The sequence below is a fragment of the Mesobacillus maritimus genome (genome assembly GCF_044803185.1).
Classification (GTDB): Bacteria; Bacillota; Bacilli; order Bacillales; family Cytobacillaceae; genus Mesobacillus_B; species Mesobacillus_B maritimus_B.
Genome location: NZ_CP085225.1, coordinates 834,760 through 851,609, shown reverse-complemented (window position 1 = coordinate 851,609; position 16,850 = coordinate 834,760). Strand labels below are relative to the sequence as shown.

The following is a 16,850-nucleotide window of genomic DNA, read 5'->3' as shown; positions in this document are numbered from 1 at the left end:
TACAAAAAAGAGGGGAAAATTACAAAGGTTTAGCATTTGTTTACTTTTGAATTACAATATGAACTCTCTACTATCAGCCTAGTTTTCTTTTCGTTACAATGGGTAAATGGTAAACGGGGGCTATCAAAGAAGGAGGAAGTATGACACAGCGGGATTACTATTTTGATAACGCCAAATTTATTCTGATATTTTTTGTTGTATTCGGACACTTGCTTCAGTCTTTCATTCAAGACAACGAAATAATCCACACTCTTTATAAAGTAATTTATACTTTTCACATGCCGGCATTTATCCTTATATCGGGTTTTTTTGCTCGGGGAATTTACGATAAAGGCTATATAAAAAAGATTGCAAAAAAACTGATTATCCCTTATTTAATCTTTCAGCTAGTCTATTCTATTTTTTACTTTTTTCTATTTAACAAATCTCAATTCTCAATAGATCCCCTTAATCCACATTGGTCCTTGTGGTTTCTAATCAGTCTATTTTTCTGGCATTTGATGCTTCTGGGCTTTTCACGTTTAAAGCCGCTTATAGGACTCACACTTGCGGTTATCATTGGACTTGGAGTTGGCTACATTGATTGGGTGTCCAATTATCTCAGCTTATCAAGAACCTTTGTATTTTTCCCAATGTTTCTCCTTGGTTACTACTTAACAAGAGAACATATTCACTTTTTGCAAAAGCCAACTATAAAAATTATAACCATTGTCCCGTTTATAATTGCATTTGTATTTTATTACTTTCTACCTGATATGAACTACCAGTGGCTTTTTGGGTCTAAGTCTTATAGCAGCCTGAACTCATCTGCTGTAATAGGAATGTTTATCCGCTTAAGCTTGTATCTTTTAAGCACCATTATGGTTTTCAGTTTCCTAAGCATTGTACCTAGGAATCAGTACTTCTTTACGAATCTTGGAAAAAACACTTTGTATGTCTATTTACTCCATGGCTTTTTTGTCAGGGTATTTAGAGAAAGTAATATATCCAATTATTTCAGTGAAACAGAGAATTTTTTCCTACTTGCGATGGCTTCTTTCCTACTCACTTTATTTCTTGCAAGCCGGTTTGCAACAGCACTTGCTCAACCCTTCATCGAATTAAAGGTAACACTTCTTGCAAAGTATAAAGACCGCGTACGGGGGCGGATCAAATTGTATAAGAATAAAATGTTCAGCCAGTAGTTTTTAAGGGCCCTATCCAAATGGATGGGCCCTTTGTATTTAGGAAAGAATGGGGTATAATGATATGTTGTTTTGGTACCCAATAATGAAGGAGAAATTAGATGAACATTATTTGTGCAACATTGAATGCAAAATATATCCATACAAATATCGCGATTCGTTATTTAAAGGCCTATGCAGCGCCTGAATATGATATCGTCCTTGCAGAGTATACGATTAAGGACCCCATCATCAATATCGTATCAGATTTAATTCAAAAAAAACCACAGGTGATTGGATTTAGCTGCTACATTTGGAATATTGAAGAAACCATAAAAGTGATTAAAATGATAAAAAAAATTGATTCCTCGATTACGATTGTCGTTGGTGGGCCAGAGGTCACTTATGACTATATCGATTGGATGAATCAAGTAAATGAATTTGATTACATTGTCATTGGTGAAGGGGAACACACCTTTAAACAACTTCTAACTGCGATTGATACCAAGCATGGAATGGAAGAAGTGAATGGGATCGTTTATCGTGAAGAAGGTCTTGTAAAATTAAATCCCCAGCTGAATAAGCTTGATTTAAAAGAGCTTCCATCGCCACACAGATTTAAGGAAGATATCCCCCATTTGTCCAAACGTGTAATCTACATTGAGACTAGCCGTGGGTGCCCATTCAGCTGCCAGTTTTGTCTTTCTTCAATTGAAGTTGGCGTTAGATACTTCGATCGTGAGAAAGTCAAAAAAGATATTCGATATTTAATGAAAAATGGGGCGAAAACAATTAAATTTGTTGATCGTACGTTCAATATTAGCCGGAGCTACGCAATGGAAATGTTTCAATTTCTCATTGATGAGCACCTCCCAGGTACCGTTTTCCAATTTGAAATTACCGCGGATATCATGAGACCTGAAGTTATAGAATTCTTGAACCAAAATGCTCCCGCCGGTTTGTTCAGGTTTGAAATTGGTGTTCAATCGACGAATGACTATACAAATGAGCTAGTGATGCGAAAACAAAATTTTGAAAAACTAAAAAGAACGGTCACCATGGTAAAAGAAGGAAATAAAATTGACCAACACCTCGATTTAATCGCTGGCCTTCCTGAGGAGGACTATTCTTCTTTTAAAAAGACCTTTAATGACGTATTTGCTATGCGTCCGGAAGAGTTACAGCTTGGCTTTTTAAAAATGCTTCGGGGTACTGGCCTAAGACTTCGGGCTAAAGAGCATGATTATATTTATATGGATCATTCTCCGTATGAAATTCTTGGCAATAACGTTCTATCTTTTGATGACATCATCCGAATTAAACAAGTGGAGGATGTTTTAGAAAAATATTGGAATGACCATAGAATGAATACGACAATTGAGTTTTTAGTCACGCAAACCTTTGCAACTCCATTTGATTTCTTTCAGGATTTTGGGGCTTATTGGGAGAAACAAGGATGGTCACGAATCGGCCATCAACTTGAGGATTTGTTTCGTCGACTCTATCAATTTCTTAAGGATCGGAACACGGAGAATCTGATGGTCATTGAAGGCTTAATGAAATATGATTATTTGTCAGGTAAAAAGCAAAAGCCACGAAAGCCTTGGTGGGAGCTAGATAAGGATAAAATAGAAAGAGCTGAATTGTATAAACAAGTGATTGCAGGAGAAATAATACCGGAGCAGCTTAACATCCTCGAAAAAGATTTATATAAATATTCAGTGATAGAAGAGATTGCCTTCGACCTTGATAAGTATTTAACAACCGGAGAAGTAGATACAGTTCCTTCCATTTTACTCGTTTATTTTCATCCTTCCCTTGATCAAGCTTCAGTGTATTCCTATCGGAATCAAAATTAAAAGCCGGCAAAAGCCGGCTTTTTTTATGTCTTCTTACTTTTTGGTCTTATTCTTTTTTTGAGGGAAAGGTCTTTCGTACATTTTTGCTGCGTTTAAGTCACCGAATTCCACACCAAATTCAACATTTGCCGTTTCCTTCAGTTCTTTTTGTTTCCTCTTATTCATTAGACTCTCCCCTCCCTACCTTGCTTTGAATTACGGTTTGCAAATTTCCCTGCATCTTCTCCATTTGAAAATTCAGCAGAAAATTCTGATTCATGGTTGTTCTTATGCGGTGTTTTTGAATATTTTTCAACAGCATTTCTTTCTGCTTTTCGCTTAGCCATTTGAACCCACCTCCAATGAATGAAGCAGTCTTATTTTTCACGTTTTCATTTTGTTTATGTATATGGAGTTCTTCCTAATTTTACTTGAGGAAAACCATCATAAATTGACATGTTCGACAGAAAATATAGCAAAAGGGGTGAGAGCAAATGGGTAAAGAAAGAAAGCGAACACCAAAGCTTGATATTGACAATACCTTGCCACACCAAATCAATGCCCCTAGTTTTAAAGGTACCGGAATGACGATTCAGCCTCCTTTTAAAAACGAGCAAGGAGTGATTATTGGGGACAGTCATTATGCTTCCCCGAATTCACCATTGGAGAATTGGAGTGAAGACACAGACCCTGCCGTCATGTCAGGTGATCAATGGGTTCACCCTACGAATGATATCGGTTGGAACACTGCTGAAAACCAAGAATTACTCGAAGAACAGCGGAAGCCTCAAGCCTATCCATTCATGCACCCAACGATTGATGTAAGCAAGGGGCAAGACTAAAATAGAAAAGCGTAAGCGCCCTGTTCAGCGGCGTATGGCCTGGCGCGCTCCGCCTGAGATAAAGGAAACACGAAGAGCCGGAGGCGCATTTCGTGCTTGACTTATCGTAAGGCGGAGAGCGAAGGACACTAGCCGCTAGGGCGCTGGAGCTAGACAATTCTCTAAGTTACAACTTTTATCCTTTCTTATCTTCTAAAAAAATCCGGGGTTTCCCCGGATTTTTTATTAAGTCCTTATTACTTAATGATCATTATCCAATGATTACTTTTTCCTTAGGATAATGAATTTGCGTTTTATCTCCTTTTCCACCGATAAATAATAAAAAGATAACAAGCCCAACCCGGCCAATAAACATTAAAATAATAATAACAAATTTTCCGATTGTGCTTAGTTCCGGAGTAATCCCCATTGATAGCCCACTGGTACCAAAGGCAGAAGAAACCTCAAAAAGAATGGCAATTAATTCATGTTCTTCTGTCACCCTCAAAATAACTGTTGCTGTAAAACAAATTAAAATAGCCAAAGTTGTGACCACAAGCGATTTCGTAACATCTTCATTTGTAAGTTCCCTTTTAAAAACTTTAATTGAACGATTTCCTCTGGCATAATGGTAGAGAAATAACAAGTTAAGAGCAAAAGTCGTTGTTCGAATCCCCCCACCAACCGAACTAGGAGACGCACCGATAAACATGAGAGAACTCATTACCAGCAGCGTCGACTCTGTAAGGTCGTTAATATTTAGTGTGGCAAGTCCGCCACTCCTAGTAGCTGCAGATTGGAAAAGAGCATAGAAAAAGGACTGATGCCAGGTTTTACCTGCAAGAAAATGATTGTGTTCTAAAAGAAGGATAATGAACGTTCCAAAAATCAATAACCCTAAAAAAGTAACGGTTGTAATTTTTGTAAATAACGAAAATCTAAATAAATGATTATTTCTTTGGATAAAATATTCTTTTATTTCCATCAATACTGGAAATCCAATAGCCCCCAAGGTCATTAACATAACAGTAACAATTTGAACAAAATAATCGTTTGCATACGGAATCATAGACGCGCCTGTGATGTCAAAGCCTGCATTGGTCGTAGCACTTACAGACAAAAATAGTCCATGCATAAAAGCCTCTTGCCAAGTTGGATAATAATTAAGAAAATGGGTGCCTAACAGCAAAGCACCGAATAACTCAATAATTGTAATGATTAAAAGGATACCTTTTAGCATTTTGACCATACCAGACAAGCCAGTTTGGTTTTGATCTGCCATAATCAATTGACGCTCTTTAAGCCCTATTTTCTTCCCAATAATTAACCAAAAAAAAGTTCCTAAAGCCATAATTCCAATTCCACCAAATTGAAAAACAAACATTAGGATATAACTCCCTGCTGTTGTAAAGGTTTCACTAATATTAACAGTCGTGAGTCCTGTAACACTTACGGCACTAACTGCGACGAAAAGAGCATCCATAAATGTGAAACTGACTCCTTTTTGGATTGCTAATGGTAAACTAAGTAAACTTACTGAAACCAACACAGCCATCGAATAATAAACAACAATCATTTGTGCAGGTGTCAGTCTACTTAGTTTTTTTCTTAGATTGTTAAACATCAAATTTGTCCTTTCTTTCCTCAACCTCTAAGTCCTACCCTATAAAATATCAAAGCAAAGGGAAGAAGTAAACAGGTAAACCGCCAGTAAACGTACTTACAAGGTATTTTTGAGTAAGAAAAGATTTCCATACATAGAATGACGGAAAATGAAAAAAATAATACTGCAGATAAGAAAAGCGTAAGCACCCTGGTCAGCGGCGTATGGCCTGGAGCACTCCAACTGAGATAAAGGAAACACGAAGAGCCGGAGGCGATTCGATGTTGACTTATCGTAGGGCGGAGAGCGAAGGACACTAGCCGCTAGGGTGCTGAAGCTGGACATTTCTATAGGTTAAAACCTTTATACTTTCTTATCTTTTAAAATAACTGCAAACACAGCAAGGAGTTGACGAAATGGCTAGAAACTCAAACAAACTACTTGTTCCAGGAGTCGAGCAGTTCCTTGATCAAGTTAAGTATGAAATCGCTCAGGAATTTGGTGTTCAACTTGGGGCAAATACAGTTTCAAGATCAAATGGTTCAGTTGGCGGAGAAATCACAAAGCGCCTAGTTCAACAGGCACAAGCTGAATTATCCGGTAGAAACCAGAATCAATCGTAACAACTAAAAACTAAACAGCTGCATGGAAAAAAGTCCGGCAATACGATGCCGGACTCATTTCAATTTTTACCATTTGCGGCGTTACCGTTACCGCGATGTTTCTCTTCTTTATTCTGATTACCTTTATTTGGGTTACCATTATTCTGATTACCTTTATTTGTGTTACCATTATTCTGGTGGTCCTTATTCTGCTTGTCATTATGATGTTTTGGATTATTGCTGTTCTCTTTTCTGTCACCGTTATTGCTTTTCTTTTCATTATTTTTTTCTTTTTCTAGTTCTTTCTCTGCTTTCTTTTGGTCCTGTTCATTGTTCCGACCTTTTTCATTTTTCTGTCCATTAGTTGACGGATGTTCTTCCGATGAACTTCCTTTTTCAACAGTTTCTGGCTTGTTTACTTTATCTTTTTCAAGGTCATCTTTATCCCTAGTATAATTTTTATTATTAGGTTCTTGTTTTTGTTTATACACACCCGCTGATATCCCTTGTTTAACCGCATTTTCCCTTTCCTCAGGGGTCGCCGTTAAGACCGTCACTACAAGCTCTTCCTCAACTGTTACCTTTTGTATTTCCTTTACAGTTTCTTCGAGTTCGATATCAACTGATTGATTCTCAGAATTAACAGTTGAAATGAGCACCTCCCTTTCTTGGTTTAGGTAACCCATCCCTTCCATTTCATTCAGTATTTGTGTAGCTACAACCACTGCTCTTTGTTGTTTCCAATCCGTCATGTTATCTATTATTTCTTCGCCTTCTTGATTAAATGCTTCCATACTAATAACAAGGAGTTTCTCATTCAAACCCAACTCAATACTGGGATTTACATCAATAGACATGTAAGCATAGGCTTGGCGACTTTCGTAAACAGGAAAAAGGACCACAGCTAGAAACATAACTAGAGATAGGAGGATTAGTCTCCCCTTCATTCCTTTAAGACTTGTTAACACTTTCGCGGTCTTTCCTGCCTCTGCTTCCATAGGATAAAAATATAATTCCTCACCTAATTGATAGTCCTGTTGGAGCTTACGGGTCCGCATAAATTCGCCATCGGGTGTTAATAAAGTAACATAACGTTCTTTAATTTCTAGGATTACTCCCTTTTTCATTCCTCCAGCACTCCTTTTAAATAATCCCTTAAATACATATAATCCCCCATAAAAACTAATGATATGGCGATGATGTATTTTCTATTTCTCTCGATGGTTTTCCGACTTAGGCTTACTAATTTCTCTAGTTGTTTAATAGGCAATCTTTTTTTATCCAACAGCTGTTGTTTTAAATCCTCATTCTCTATAATAATCTTTGAAATCTCAATGGCGTTTTTTCTAGCATCTGCATGTTTAGGGGATTGCTGCACAATATCATCAAAGGACAAGCCAAACTCAAGAAGAACCTGCTGAAATTGGACAATCTCATCCCTTCTTTGTTGTTCTTCCGTCCTTTTCCGATAGTCCTCTATTGATATTTCATCCTCGATCGTCGAACGTACTGCTTCTTCTTCTAGGTACTCGCTTTCGAAATTTACCGATACAGTCTGCGGAGCCCTAGCCTGCTGACGGATATAATCAATTACTTTCCTTTTAATTAGAATATCCGCAAAACTAAGCAAGGAGTTACCTTTATCTGAAGCATACTTTTCAATTGCTTCATTAAAAGCGATGAGTCCAATGCTAAATTCATCGTCGTTCTCATTAATATACCTTTTGCAAACAGTGGAAACAGCTTTCGCAATAAATGGCTTGTATGCATAAATTAAATCTTCACGTAACTTTTCATTTCCTTGCTGGATTAAAAGAACTTTTTCTTCGAGCGTTTCTTGTTTCCTCTTTGCCATGAACAATAAACTTAGCATTAGTCTCACCTCATTTCTCTCAAAAGTATATCATATCCTGTCAATTAGGATGGTTGAGGAGAGAGGTTGATTATGCTTTAGTTTAATGGAAGAACCCACATAATTTTCCCTATATTATGCGACTATTTTAATAGTTTTTTAGATTTTTTCTTTCACTAAAATCCTACGGAGTGGACGATAAATTTTTGGGGGTTTTATAATGGAATTTTGAGGAAAGCCAAACTTACTTAGAAACCTTCTAACCATATGCCTGTACAAAATAATACACAATCATCACTCTTTTCTTCGAAATTTATTTAAAATTTCTCTTATTATATAGCCAATTAAAAGTCCTGGTACCAGAAAGAGCATTGGCAAAAATACAGGTCCTAGTGAAACATTAAATAACTTTATTTTTGGAGAGAGCATTAAACCTACAGTTATAAAATAGGCCCCAAACACAAAGGGCAAATAGTTCCCATTAATTTTTTCGTCTAATGTATGACGATATGCATCCCACATCGAAAACATATAAACACAAGGATAGAACATCAACCATTGATAGTCGATTACCGCAAAGGCGTTCTCAATTTCCCATAAAAAGCTATACATGATTGCTTGGTTAAAATTACTGTTTACATTAATAACAAATTCAAGCAATACAAGTAATGCCCCTTTGAGGAATTGTCCTGATAATAGTTGTGGGAAACCAGGAAGGGCAATAGACCATAGAATTGCTTCAAGTTTACTTAGTCGCCTCATAGCATGATGTCATTCCTTTATAACATATAATTTTTCTTAAAACGGAACTTCCATCATGTCCTAAATGATTACGAATTAATGGAGTTCACCGCCTCTTTATAATTACCCTAAATACGAAAAATATTACCATTAAATTGGAAATAGTGTGCTTTTGTTATACCAAATATTGCTCTTATTGCTCAAATAGCTTAATCTCCCGCTGACCTTGGATTTCTCTATAATAAAAAACCCTGCCATAAAAAGGCAGGGTTTATCTGTCACAATGTTATTCATTCTTGTCCTCGGAACCATCTTTACCCCTAAACAGCGATTTTTTCTCCATCCTTTGTGATTGAAACATTAAAAAGTCCAGCCAAAATCGTTAGTATTGGAGAGGCTAGGCAGAAAAACGAAAAGAGAGCATACTCAGCTGTTGGGACACCCAACACCCCAGCTAAAAATACGCCGCACACACTCCACGGAACAAGTGGGTTTACCACCGTACCAGCATCCTCTAGAATTCTCGAAAGATTTTTAGGATGGAGACCTGCCTTACGAAAATATGCTTCAAATGTATTACCAGTTAAAATAATCGATAAATATTGTTCACCAATGATGAAGTTAATTCCAATTGCTGACGCAGCCGTTGAACAAACCAGTACAGATGCCTTTTCCACACCTTTAATAAATAAGGAAATAATTGCAGGCAAAATTCCAAGTCCGAATAACAGTCCGCCCATTGATAAGGCAAGTAAAACAAGAGAGACGGAAAACAACATACTTTCAATCCCGCCTCTAGATAACAGTGAATCAACAACTTCAATATTTGTTTCTGGATGAAAACCTGAATACAAAATAGATGGGATATCTGTCCACTTTTCCTTTTCGGTAATCACTAAACTAATCATTAAAGCTGTTAATGCACTGCTTCCAATTGTAAAAATTGCAGGTATTTTCCTTAAGGCCATAACCACGAGGACCCCAAACGGAATTAATGAGTACCAGTGGACCAGGTTCATAGCCAACAATTCTTGTTTGATAAGATTGGCTTCCTGATAATCCATTCCAGCGTCAGCCGGTGAAAGAATAAAAAATAATAATAAAGATACTATAAATGCCGGGATTGTCGTCCATGCCATATTCTTGATGTGTTCAAATAAATCGACTTTAGCCGTAGACGAGGCAAGCGTTGTTGTATCAGATAATGGAGACATTTTATCTCCAAAAAAAGCACCAGAAACAATTGCACCTGCGGCAATAGCCGGAGACATCCCAAACGCTCCTGCGATACTTATAAAGGCTGTTCCGATTGTTGCAGCAGTTGTTAGAGAACTACCAATACCTAAACCAACAGCGGCAGTGATGACAAATACCAATGCATAAAACCACTTGCCAGATATGATATCAAATGCTAGAAAAATAAACGTTGGTATTGTTCCACTCGCCATCCAACTACTTATTAAAATTCCAATAAAAAAGAAAATCAAAACCGCTCCTACCCCAGACCTAGCTCCCTCAACTAAGCTAGATTCAAGATCCTTCAGTTTCACTCTTTTTATTACACCGTAAACTAGCAAGAATAGAATGACGATACTAACAGGAATATGGGGTACTAATTCCAATTTAATAATGCTGAAACCAATTCCTACTAACATTAGGATCGTCACAAAACATGCCTCAATTGGATTAATATTAACTAACTTTTGCTCTTGCATGTTGTATCCCCCTAGTTCAATTCTTTTTCACTTAAACGCTTTTACGCATAAAAGCATTACAGTTAATACTATATTTATATATTAATAAAATGTCAATAGTTGTTAGATCCTTTTATTTTTTCACTAAGATACTCTGTCAAACGCCCTCCTAGAGCATTAAAACTTTTATCAAAAAAAAGAGCTACCTTGAATGGCAGCTCTCGCTTTTACTAAAGTATTATTGGTTTATATCCATTGGGTTAAATAGCTTTATATCAGGATTCTTATCCTGGAACCAGCGCAAGGCAAAATCATTTTCAAATAAAAATGCCTTCTTTTCATAGCGATCGTGGACAAGCAGACTTCTAGAGTTCGAAAGATTGTCGTTAATATCCTCATTTTCAATCCAACGAGCAATTTTAGAGCCTAATCCCTCCATATAAACTTCAACATTGTATTCATTACGCATTCTATGCTCAAATACCTCAAACTGAAGCTGACCTACTGCTCCTAGTAAGTACTCCTCGGTTTTAACCGTTTTGAACAGCTGAATAGCGCCTTCTTGTACTAACTGCTGAATTCCTTTATGGAAATGCTTCTGCTTCATCACATTTTTAGCCGTTACTCTGACAAAGAGCTCCGGTGTAAACTGTGGCAGGCGCTCATATTGGAAGAGTTCTTTACCAGAAACCAGCGTATCTCCAATTTGATAAGTACCTGGATCATATAAGCCGATAATATCTCCAGCAACGGCTTCATCAACTGTACTTCGGTCATCTGCCATAAACTGAGTCGACTGAGTAATCTTAATAGACTTTCCAGTACGAGGCAAGGTTACGTTCATTCCACGGTCAAACTTCCCCGAACAAATTCGTAGAAAAGCAATGCGGTCACGGTGAGCTGGATTCATATTTGCTTGGATTTTAAAGATAAATCCTGAAAACTCTTCAGACGTCGGGTCAATTTTCCCGATTGTGCTGTTTCGTGCTTGTGGCATAGGAGCAAATTCCAGATACGACTCAAGGAAGGTTTGAACACCAAAATTGGTTAATGCACTCCCGAAGAAAACGGGAATTAATTCGCCGTCACGAACTCGTTCTGTTGAAAATTCATTTCCTGCCTCATCAAGGAGCATAATTTCCTCTAGGGTTTGCTCATACAGTGGCGATTCCTTTAAACGATGTTCCCCAGGTATTTCCCCTTCAGAATTTAATGAGATAAACTTCTCCTCTTGTTCAACGCGAAATTGTTCAATTCTCTTGTGGTGGCGATCGTAAATCCCGAGAAATTGTTTCCCCATTCCGATTGGCCAGTTCATAGGGTATGATTCAATCCCCAGCACCTCTTCTAACTCGGCAAGTAATTCTAGTGGTGCTTTCCCTTCTCGATCCATTTTATTAATGAAGGTAAAAATCGGGATGCCTCTCATGCGACAGACCTTGAATAATTTCAGAGTCTGCTCCTCAATCCCTTTTGCGGAGTCAATAATCATAACGGCGCTATCTACAGCGGTTAATGTACGATAGGTATCTTCACTAAAGTCTTGGTGACCAGGAGTGTCGAGGATGTTGACACGAAAACCATCATAATCAAATTGCATTACACTGGAGGTTACAGATATACCACGCTGTTTCTCTATCTCCATCCAATCACTCGTTGCAAACTTTCCCGTTTTCTTTCCTTTAACGGTCCCTGCATCGCGGATGGCTCCTCCAAACAGCAATAGTTGTTCCGTCAACGTCGTTTTCCCCGCATCTGGGTGGGAAATGATTGCAAATGTTCTCCTTGATAAAACTTGATCCTTTATTTTCTTCATGGTTAAAATTTCCTTTCCAACAACAAACATGTTCATTTATTCTAAAAACATACTCATTTATAAGCTAAAAATCTTCATAACTTTAATCATATAGTTTAAGGGAAAAGTTTGCAATCTGCTTTTCTCTCCCAATTTCCGCCTATTGGAGAACTTCTTTTTCCTTCAACGTTTTTATCAGCATTTCCCCTGAGATTACAGCTGCCCCTCCACCTTGGGCAAAGCTTTCGCTCCCACCACCTTTTCCTTGAATATAAGGTAGAATCTTTTCAATAAGTTGCCTCATGTTCGTCTCAACCTTCTCTCCTCGAGCACAAACAACTTGAAGTCTCTCGCCATTCTCAGCTAGTAAAACTACGATTTTCGCTTCATCCATACTGATAATTGAACGGGTTAATTTTTGAAGTTCTTGTACACTACGATTTTGGAAGACCTCGGTGACCATCTGTTCCGGGTGATTTTCGATTATTTCCTTTCCCTCATAATGTACTAACCTATCGTTAGCTTCTTCTGTAGCCTGTACCAGTTTTTTATTCCCATCTAACAAACGTTCTACAGCAAGAACCAATTCCCCTTGTGGAGCATTAAGCAATCCTGATAATCGTTGAATTACTGTATGCTTTTGCTGCAAGTGGGCCAGAACTCGTCCACCACAAATAAATTCCACGCGAATCTTCTTGCGTTGTTTCTCCCAACCAAGAATTTTAATCGGCCCCGTTTCCGCTGTCGTTCTTGGATGAGTGCCTCCACAACCGTTATAGTCAAATTCTGGAATAACAACCAAACGAATATTCTCTGTAACTGATACTTGTTTTCTAAGACGATATTGAGATAATTCATTTGGTTGAACCCATTTGGTTTCAATGTTTCGACTCTCAGCAACAATTTGATTGGCCTTCTCTTCTGCAACCATGGCATCTATTTCTGAGAGCTCGCCGATATCTAGGTCAATCGTAAGTGTGTCCTTTCCAAGGTGGAAGGACACAGTACGGAAACCCAATAAATTCTCGAACGCTGCCGAAAGGATATGCTGGCCTGAATGTTGCTGCATATGATCATAGCGTCGGTTCCAGTCTAGCTGACAATCCACTATTGTCACGTCATTAGGTAAGGGGCTTTCAAGATAATGGAGTATTTCCCCATTTTTTTCTTCTACATCATAAACTTGAACGCCACTGATATAACCAGTATCACAAGGCTGACCACCGCCTGTAGGATAGAAGGCCGTCTCCTTTAAAATGGCATACCACTTTCCCGATTCGTCTTTCCCTTGTTCAATGACCTCTGTTGAAAATTGTACTAGATACGGATCCTGATAATATAATTTACCCTCCATTAATCAATACCCTCCATTGCGACTTTCTGTTTTCTTAGTATATCACTCTTTTTTATACAAAAAAGACAGTGGAGGCTCCACTGACTTTTCGGGTACTTAAGATAAGGGCTATGTTAGAGTACAATTTTGATTTTATATACGTTGATTGGAACGGAAGGCACGAAGACTCCTCCGGGAGTACGGGGCAGGGGAGACCCCACAGGCGCTTATGCGCCGAGGAGGGCTTCCCGGCACGCCCGTGGAAAGCGAAGTGTCTGGAGTGGAACACCTACGTTTAACAGAGCTAAGATAAAAGATATACGATTGATTCATAAGGTCTTAATGAAACTCTCTTAAAATCCGCACTAGTTTCAGAGTAGTTTGACAAAAGGACTTCTGCGTTTAAACCACTTACATCTACATGGTCAGGTAGCAAAAATTCTGTATTCTTACCATAAAAGTTAGAGATAACAAGGAGCCTCTCCTTTTCCCCATTACGCAAATAACTAAATATCTCTTGATGTTCTTCATGGACGAGCTCATAATCTCCATAGGTGATGACCTCATATTTCTTACGAAGCTCAATGAGTTTTTTGTAATGATAGAAAACTGAGTTAGGATCTTCAAGTGCATTTGCAACATTAATATCCGGATAATTTGAAGCTACATTGATCCAGGGAGTTCCCTCTGTGAACCCTCCGTGCTTGTCACTTGTCCATTGAACAGGTGTACGGGAGTTATCGCGGGACTTGCTTTGCAATATTTTTAAAATTTCTTCCTCTGTCATCCCTACTTCTTTTTTTAACTTAAAAATGTTTAACGACTCAACATCCCTATAGTCCTCAATGTTATCGAAATAGGGATTGGTCATCCCAATTTCTTCGCCTTGATATATATAAGGAGTCCCTTGCATCATATGAATCGTCGTTGCCAGTGCTTTGGCTGACTCACGGTGGTATTCCTTATCGTTTCCATATCGAGAAACTATTCTTGGTTGATCATGATTGCACCAGAATAAGGCATTCCACCCCCCACCCTTATTCATTTCCACTTGCCATAAAGTCAGAATTCTTTTCAAAGCAAGAAAATCAAAATCGGCCACTGTCCATTTATCACCATTAGGGTAATCCACCTTCAAATGGTGAAAGTTAAACGTCATGCTTAATTCGTTACGTTCAGGGTTCGAGTATTTAATGCAGTTTTCAATCGTGGTTGAACTCATTTCCCCTACTGTCATGGGGTCATACTTTGAAAAGACTTCTTTGTTCATTTCCTGGAGAAACTCATGAACTCGAGGCCCATCAGTATAAAATTTTCGACCGTCACCTGGAGGGACACTACCATCATCATCAGGGTACTCTTGAACTTTAGAAATTAAATTAATAACATCTAAGCGGAACCCATCTACTCCTTTTTTGAACCAGTAATGCATCATGTCGTAAATTTCCTGGCGCAATTGTTCATTTTCCCAATTTAGGTCGGCCTGTGTTACATCAAATAAGTGTAAATAATATTGTCCAGTTTCCTCATTGAATTCCCAAGCTGTCCCTCCAAACTTAGATTCCCAGTTCGTGGGAGCACTTCCATCAGGTTTGGGGTCCTTCCATATGTAAAAATCACGATATCTGCTTTCTTTTGACTTACTTGCATCTTGAAACCACTGATGCTCCGTTGAGGAATGATTGACAACAATATCCATGATGATTTTAATATCTCGTTCATGTGCTTCCTTAAGTAGCCTATCGAAATCCTCCATTGTTCCATATTCTTGATAAATCTTGAAGTAATCGCTTATATCGTACCCATTATCTCGTTGCGGCGATTCATAAATGGGGGTTAACCATACTACATCAATCCCTAGCTCTTTTAAATAATCGAGTTTTGAGATTATGCCTTGGAGGTCCCCCACACCATTCCCAGTTGTATCATAAAAGCTTTTCGGATAAATTTGATAAACAACGGATTTTTTCCACCATGGTTCAACCATTCTAATCCCTCCATTTCACATTTTTCAATTTAACTAAGACCTTTTACTAAATAAAACAAAAATCTACCCCCATATAACAGGGTAGACTTCCCACTTACTCAATTCTTCCCATATATATAGACAAATATTACGAAAGCGTTAGAGCAGCTTTAACGACGCACAATAAAAAAAGTGCCCGAGTACCAGGCACCTTCCTTTTCTTATTTATAGGTCAAAGTAATTATTTGTAGCAGGCACATCCGACGATGATCAGTAAAATGAACAAGACAACGATTAGCACAAAACCGCTACCATATCCAGCACTACATCCACCGTAGCCGTACCCACCGTAACCATATCCGTATGGCATACTCTAACCTCCTTTATTTTCTAACCTCAATGGATTGATTAATATCCACCGTAACCCCAAGATGCTCCAATAATAATCAATAGAATGAACAAGACAACGATTAAGGCGAAACCTGCACCGTATCCACCATGTACTTCAGACATTCATACCTACCTCCTTTTAAATTATCAATATATCCTATTCAAGCTGGGTGTTTTGTGCAATGATTTGGCTAAAAATTTTCTGCCCAATCTTATCTCCTCGAAAATAAGAAAAGTGCAAGCACCGTTCAGCAACGTGTGAATAACCGTAACAAAAAGGCTGAAATGTAATTTCAGCCTTTTAATTCCTTGGTAAATTTGAGAATTGAAATAAGTACCTAGCATTCAATCTGCTGTGCTGCTTGAGTAAATACGCAGACCTTGTTGCCCCCTCTTTCCTTAATGAGTTTAATGCCGCAACCATCCCTGCCGCTGTCTTTATCCCAATTCCGTGAGCATAGTACTGATCCCTTCCAAGCACTACTGCATTTGCCCCTATCCAGATTGGTTCTTTGTAATCGGGGTTAGCAAAATAGATTACATCTCCAGGAATATATGCTTCCCCTCTCTTTGTAATGATCTGTAAGTCAGGGTCATAATTCCAATTCCAGACAAGTAGGTTGTTAAACAAGTAATTAAACGCAGAATTACGAATCGAATCAAGGACAGCTTTATAAAAGACTATAACCATTGCCGTGGAACACTCAAAACCATACATTTTTCCATTCATGAAAATATCACGAATCGCTTCTGATGGGACGACATCTGGTCTAAGTAAATAACCCCTACTCCCCCTCACCCAGTATGCAGGATTAAAGTTCGAATACTGAAACGAAGTAAAAGAAGCACCACTATCATTTAGATCGTGGGCCGCTTTAATGGTGTTTTCTCTTAACCATAGTTCAAAGCGAAGTTCTTCTGATGAAAAATACTCAAATAGCTCATAGCTCTTTTCCATTTCCATATAGATATCTTTCTGGTACCCTTGTAAACTTTGTACCGAGATACTACCAGGAATTCGTATTTTAATCATCATGTCCTCCTTTGTAAAC

17 protein-coding genes are annotated in these 16,850 nt (G+C 38.2%); 4 read left to right on the top strand and 13 right to left on the bottom strand.

The features are described 5' to 3' along the window. The first annotated feature begins 140 nt into the window (after positions 1-140). Complete coding sequence (locus LG336_RS04170) at positions 141-1,184, top strand: acyltransferase family protein (protein ID WP_404331301.1); 1,044 nt, start codon at positions 141-143, stop codon at positions 1,182-1,184. Positions 1,185-1,285: 101 nt separating this feature from the next. Beyond that, a complete protein-coding gene (locus LG336_RS04165) occupies positions 1,286-3,022 on the top strand; it encodes a B12-binding domain-containing radical SAM protein (protein WP_404331300.1) in 1,737 nt (578 codons plus the stop codon). 33 nt (positions 3,023-3,055) lie between these two features. On the opposite strand, the gene LG336_RS04160 is transcribed toward LG336_RS04165, so the two are convergent. Together LG336_RS04160 and LG336_RS04155 are read right to left on the bottom strand one after the other, a co-directional pair. Then, positions 3,056-3,187, bottom strand: a complete 132-nt coding sequence (locus tag LG336_RS04160) for a hypothetical protein (RefSeq protein WP_404331299.1) — start codon at positions 3,185-3,187, stop codon at positions 3,056-3,058. After that, positions 3,187-3,348: a hypothetical protein gene (locus LG336_RS04155; protein WP_404331298.1), complete on the bottom strand. Its 162-nt coding sequence runs from the start codon at positions 3,346-3,348 to the stop codon at positions 3,187-3,189. The genes LG336_RS04160 and LG336_RS04155 overlap by 1 nt, the downstream gene beginning before the upstream one ends. Before the next feature lie 147 nt (positions 3,349-3,495). On the opposite strand from LG336_RS04155, the gene LG336_RS04150 reads away from it, so the two are divergent. Then, a complete protein-coding gene (locus LG336_RS04150; protein WP_404331297.1) occupies positions 3,496-3,843 on the top strand; it encodes a DUF3905 domain-containing protein in 348 nt (115 codons plus the stop codon). A gap of 250 nt (positions 3,844-4,093) precedes the next feature. Here the strand turns inward: LG336_RS04150 and LG336_RS04145 are convergent, their stop codons facing one another. Next, entirely contained in the window at positions 4,094-5,446 is a 1,353-nt protein-coding gene (locus tag LG336_RS04145) for a TrkH family potassium uptake protein (RefSeq protein WP_404331296.1), read from the bottom strand. Between the two features lie 395 nt (positions 5,447-5,841). On the opposite strand from LG336_RS04145, the gene LG336_RS04140 reads away from it, so the two are divergent. Next, entirely contained in the window at positions 5,842-6,048 is a 207-nt protein-coding gene (locus LG336_RS04140; protein ID WP_404331295.1) for a small, acid-soluble spore protein, alpha/beta type, read from the top strand. Between the two features lie 59 nt (positions 6,049-6,107). On the opposite strand, the gene LG336_RS04135 is transcribed toward LG336_RS04140, so the two are convergent. The 10 genes from LG336_RS04135 to LG336_RS04090 all read right to left on the bottom strand — a co-directional run bounded on the left by LG336_RS04135 (position 6,108) and on the right by LG336_RS04090 (position 16,834). Beyond that, the gene (locus tag LG336_RS04135) at positions 6,108-7,154 is read right to left on the bottom strand and encodes an anti-sigma factor domain-containing protein (RefSeq protein WP_404331293.1); all 1,047 of its coding nucleotides are present in this window, start codon (positions 7,152-7,154) and stop codon (positions 6,108-6,110) included. Then, entirely contained in the window at positions 7,151-7,909 is a 759-nt protein-coding gene (sigI, locus tag LG336_RS04130; RefSeq protein WP_404331292.1) for an RNA polymerase sigma factor SigI, read from the bottom strand. The genes LG336_RS04135 and sigI overlap by 4 nt, the downstream gene beginning before the upstream one ends. 264 nt (positions 7,910-8,173) lie before the next feature. Next, complete coding sequence (locus LG336_RS04125) at positions 8,174-8,641, bottom strand: hypothetical protein (RefSeq protein WP_404331291.1); 468 nt, start codon at positions 8,639-8,641, stop codon at positions 8,174-8,176. Between the two features lie 299 nt (positions 8,642-8,940). Further along, the gene (gene nhaC / locus LG336_RS04120) at positions 8,941-10,335 is read right to left on the bottom strand and encodes a Na+/H+ antiporter NhaC (protein ID WP_404331290.1); all 1,395 of its coding nucleotides are present in this window, start codon (positions 10,333-10,335) and stop codon (positions 8,941-8,943) included. A gap of 217 nt (positions 10,336-10,552) precedes the next feature. Continuing rightward, complete coding sequence (locus tag LG336_RS04115) at positions 10,553-12,130, bottom strand: peptide chain release factor 3 (protein WP_404331289.1); 1,578 nt, start codon at positions 12,128-12,130, stop codon at positions 10,553-10,555. A gap of 139 nt (positions 12,131-12,269) precedes the next feature. After that, positions 12,270-13,463: a DHHA1 domain-containing protein gene (locus LG336_RS04110; protein WP_404331288.1), complete on the bottom strand. Its 1,194-nt coding sequence runs from the start codon at positions 13,461-13,463 to the stop codon at positions 12,270-12,272. Between the two features lie 283 nt (positions 13,464-13,746). Next, entirely contained in the window at positions 13,747-15,429 is a 1,683-nt protein-coding gene (treC, locus tag LG336_RS04105) for an alpha,alpha-phosphotrehalase (protein ID WP_404331287.1), read from the bottom strand. A gap of 220 nt (positions 15,430-15,649) precedes the next feature. After that, positions 15,650-15,778: a YjcZ family sporulation protein gene (locus LG336_RS04100; RefSeq protein ID WP_404331286.1), complete on the bottom strand. Its 129-nt coding sequence runs from the start codon at positions 15,776-15,778 to the stop codon at positions 15,650-15,652. A 38-nt stretch (positions 15,779-15,816) separates the two neighbouring features. Further along, complete coding sequence (locus tag LG336_RS04095) at positions 15,817-15,921, bottom strand: YjcZ family sporulation protein (protein WP_404331285.1); 105 nt, start codon at positions 15,919-15,921, stop codon at positions 15,817-15,819. A 178-nt stretch (positions 15,922-16,099) separates the two neighbouring features. After that, on the bottom strand, positions 16,100-16,834 hold the full coding sequence (locus tag LG336_RS04090) for a protein-glutamine gamma-glutamyltransferase (RefSeq protein ID WP_404331284.1): 735 nt from the start codon (positions 16,832-16,834) through the stop codon (positions 16,100-16,102). Positions 16,835-16,850 lie beyond the last annotated feature (16 nt).

Excerpts from the sequence above, each read along its gene's own strand:
- LG336_RS04095 (WP_404331285.1), bottom strand. The coding sequence starts at position 15,921 with ATGTCTGAAGTACATGGTGGATACGGTGCAGGTTTCGCCTTAATCGTT.
- LG336_RS04150 (WP_404331297.1), top strand. The coding sequence starts at position 3,496 with ATGGGTAAAGAAAGAAAGCGAACACCAAAGCTTGATATTGACAATACC.
- LG336_RS04145 (WP_404331296.1), bottom strand. The coding sequence starts at position 5,446 with ATGTTTAACAATCTAAGAAAAAAACTAAGTAGACTGACACCTGCACAA.
- LG336_RS04115 (WP_404331289.1), bottom strand. The coding sequence starts at position 12,130 with ATGAAGAAAATAAAGGATCAAGTTTTATCAAGGAGAACATTTGCAATC.
- LG336_RS04110 (WP_404331288.1), bottom strand. The coding sequence starts at position 13,463 with ATGGAGGGTAAATTATATTATCAGGATCCGTATCTAGTACAATTTTCA.
- LG336_RS04140 (WP_404331295.1), top strand. The coding sequence starts at position 5,842 with ATGGCTAGAAACTCAAACAAACTACTTGTTCCAGGAGTCGAGCAGTTC.
- LG336_RS04135 (WP_404331293.1), bottom strand. The coding sequence starts at position 7,154 with ATGAAAAAGGGAGTAATCCTAGAAATTAAAGAACGTTATGTTACTTTA.
- LG336_RS04125 (WP_404331291.1), bottom strand. The coding sequence starts at position 8,641 with ATGAGGCGACTAAGTAAACTTGAAGCAATTCTATGGTCTATTGCCCTT.
- LG336_RS04155 (WP_404331298.1), bottom strand. The coding sequence starts at position 3,348 with ATGGCTAAGCGAAAAGCAGAAAGAAATGCTGTTGAAAAATATTCAAAA.
- treC (WP_404331287.1), bottom strand. The coding sequence starts at position 15,429 with ATGGTTGAACCATGGTGGAAAAAATCCGTTGTTTATCAAATTTATCCG.
- LG336_RS04100 (WP_404331286.1), bottom strand. The coding sequence starts at position 15,778 with ATGCCATACGGATATGGTTACGGTGGGTACGGCTACGGTGGATGTAGT.
- nhaC (WP_404331290.1), bottom strand. The coding sequence starts at position 10,335 with ATGCAAGAGCAAAAGTTAGTTAATATTAATCCAATTGAGGCATGTTTT.
- LG336_RS04160 (WP_404331299.1), bottom strand. The coding sequence starts at position 3,187 with ATGAATAAGAGGAAACAAAAAGAACTGAAGGAAACGGCAAATGTTGAA.
- LG336_RS04165 (WP_404331300.1), top strand. The coding sequence starts at position 1,286 with ATGAACATTATTTGTGCAACATTGAATGCAAAATATATCCATACAAAT.
- LG336_RS04090 (WP_404331284.1), bottom strand. The coding sequence starts at position 16,834 with ATGATGATTAAAATACGAATTCCTGGTAGTATCTCGGTACAAAGTTTA.
- LG336_RS04170 (WP_404331301.1), top strand. The coding sequence starts at position 141 with ATGACACAGCGGGATTACTATTTTGATAACGCCAAATTTATTCTGATA.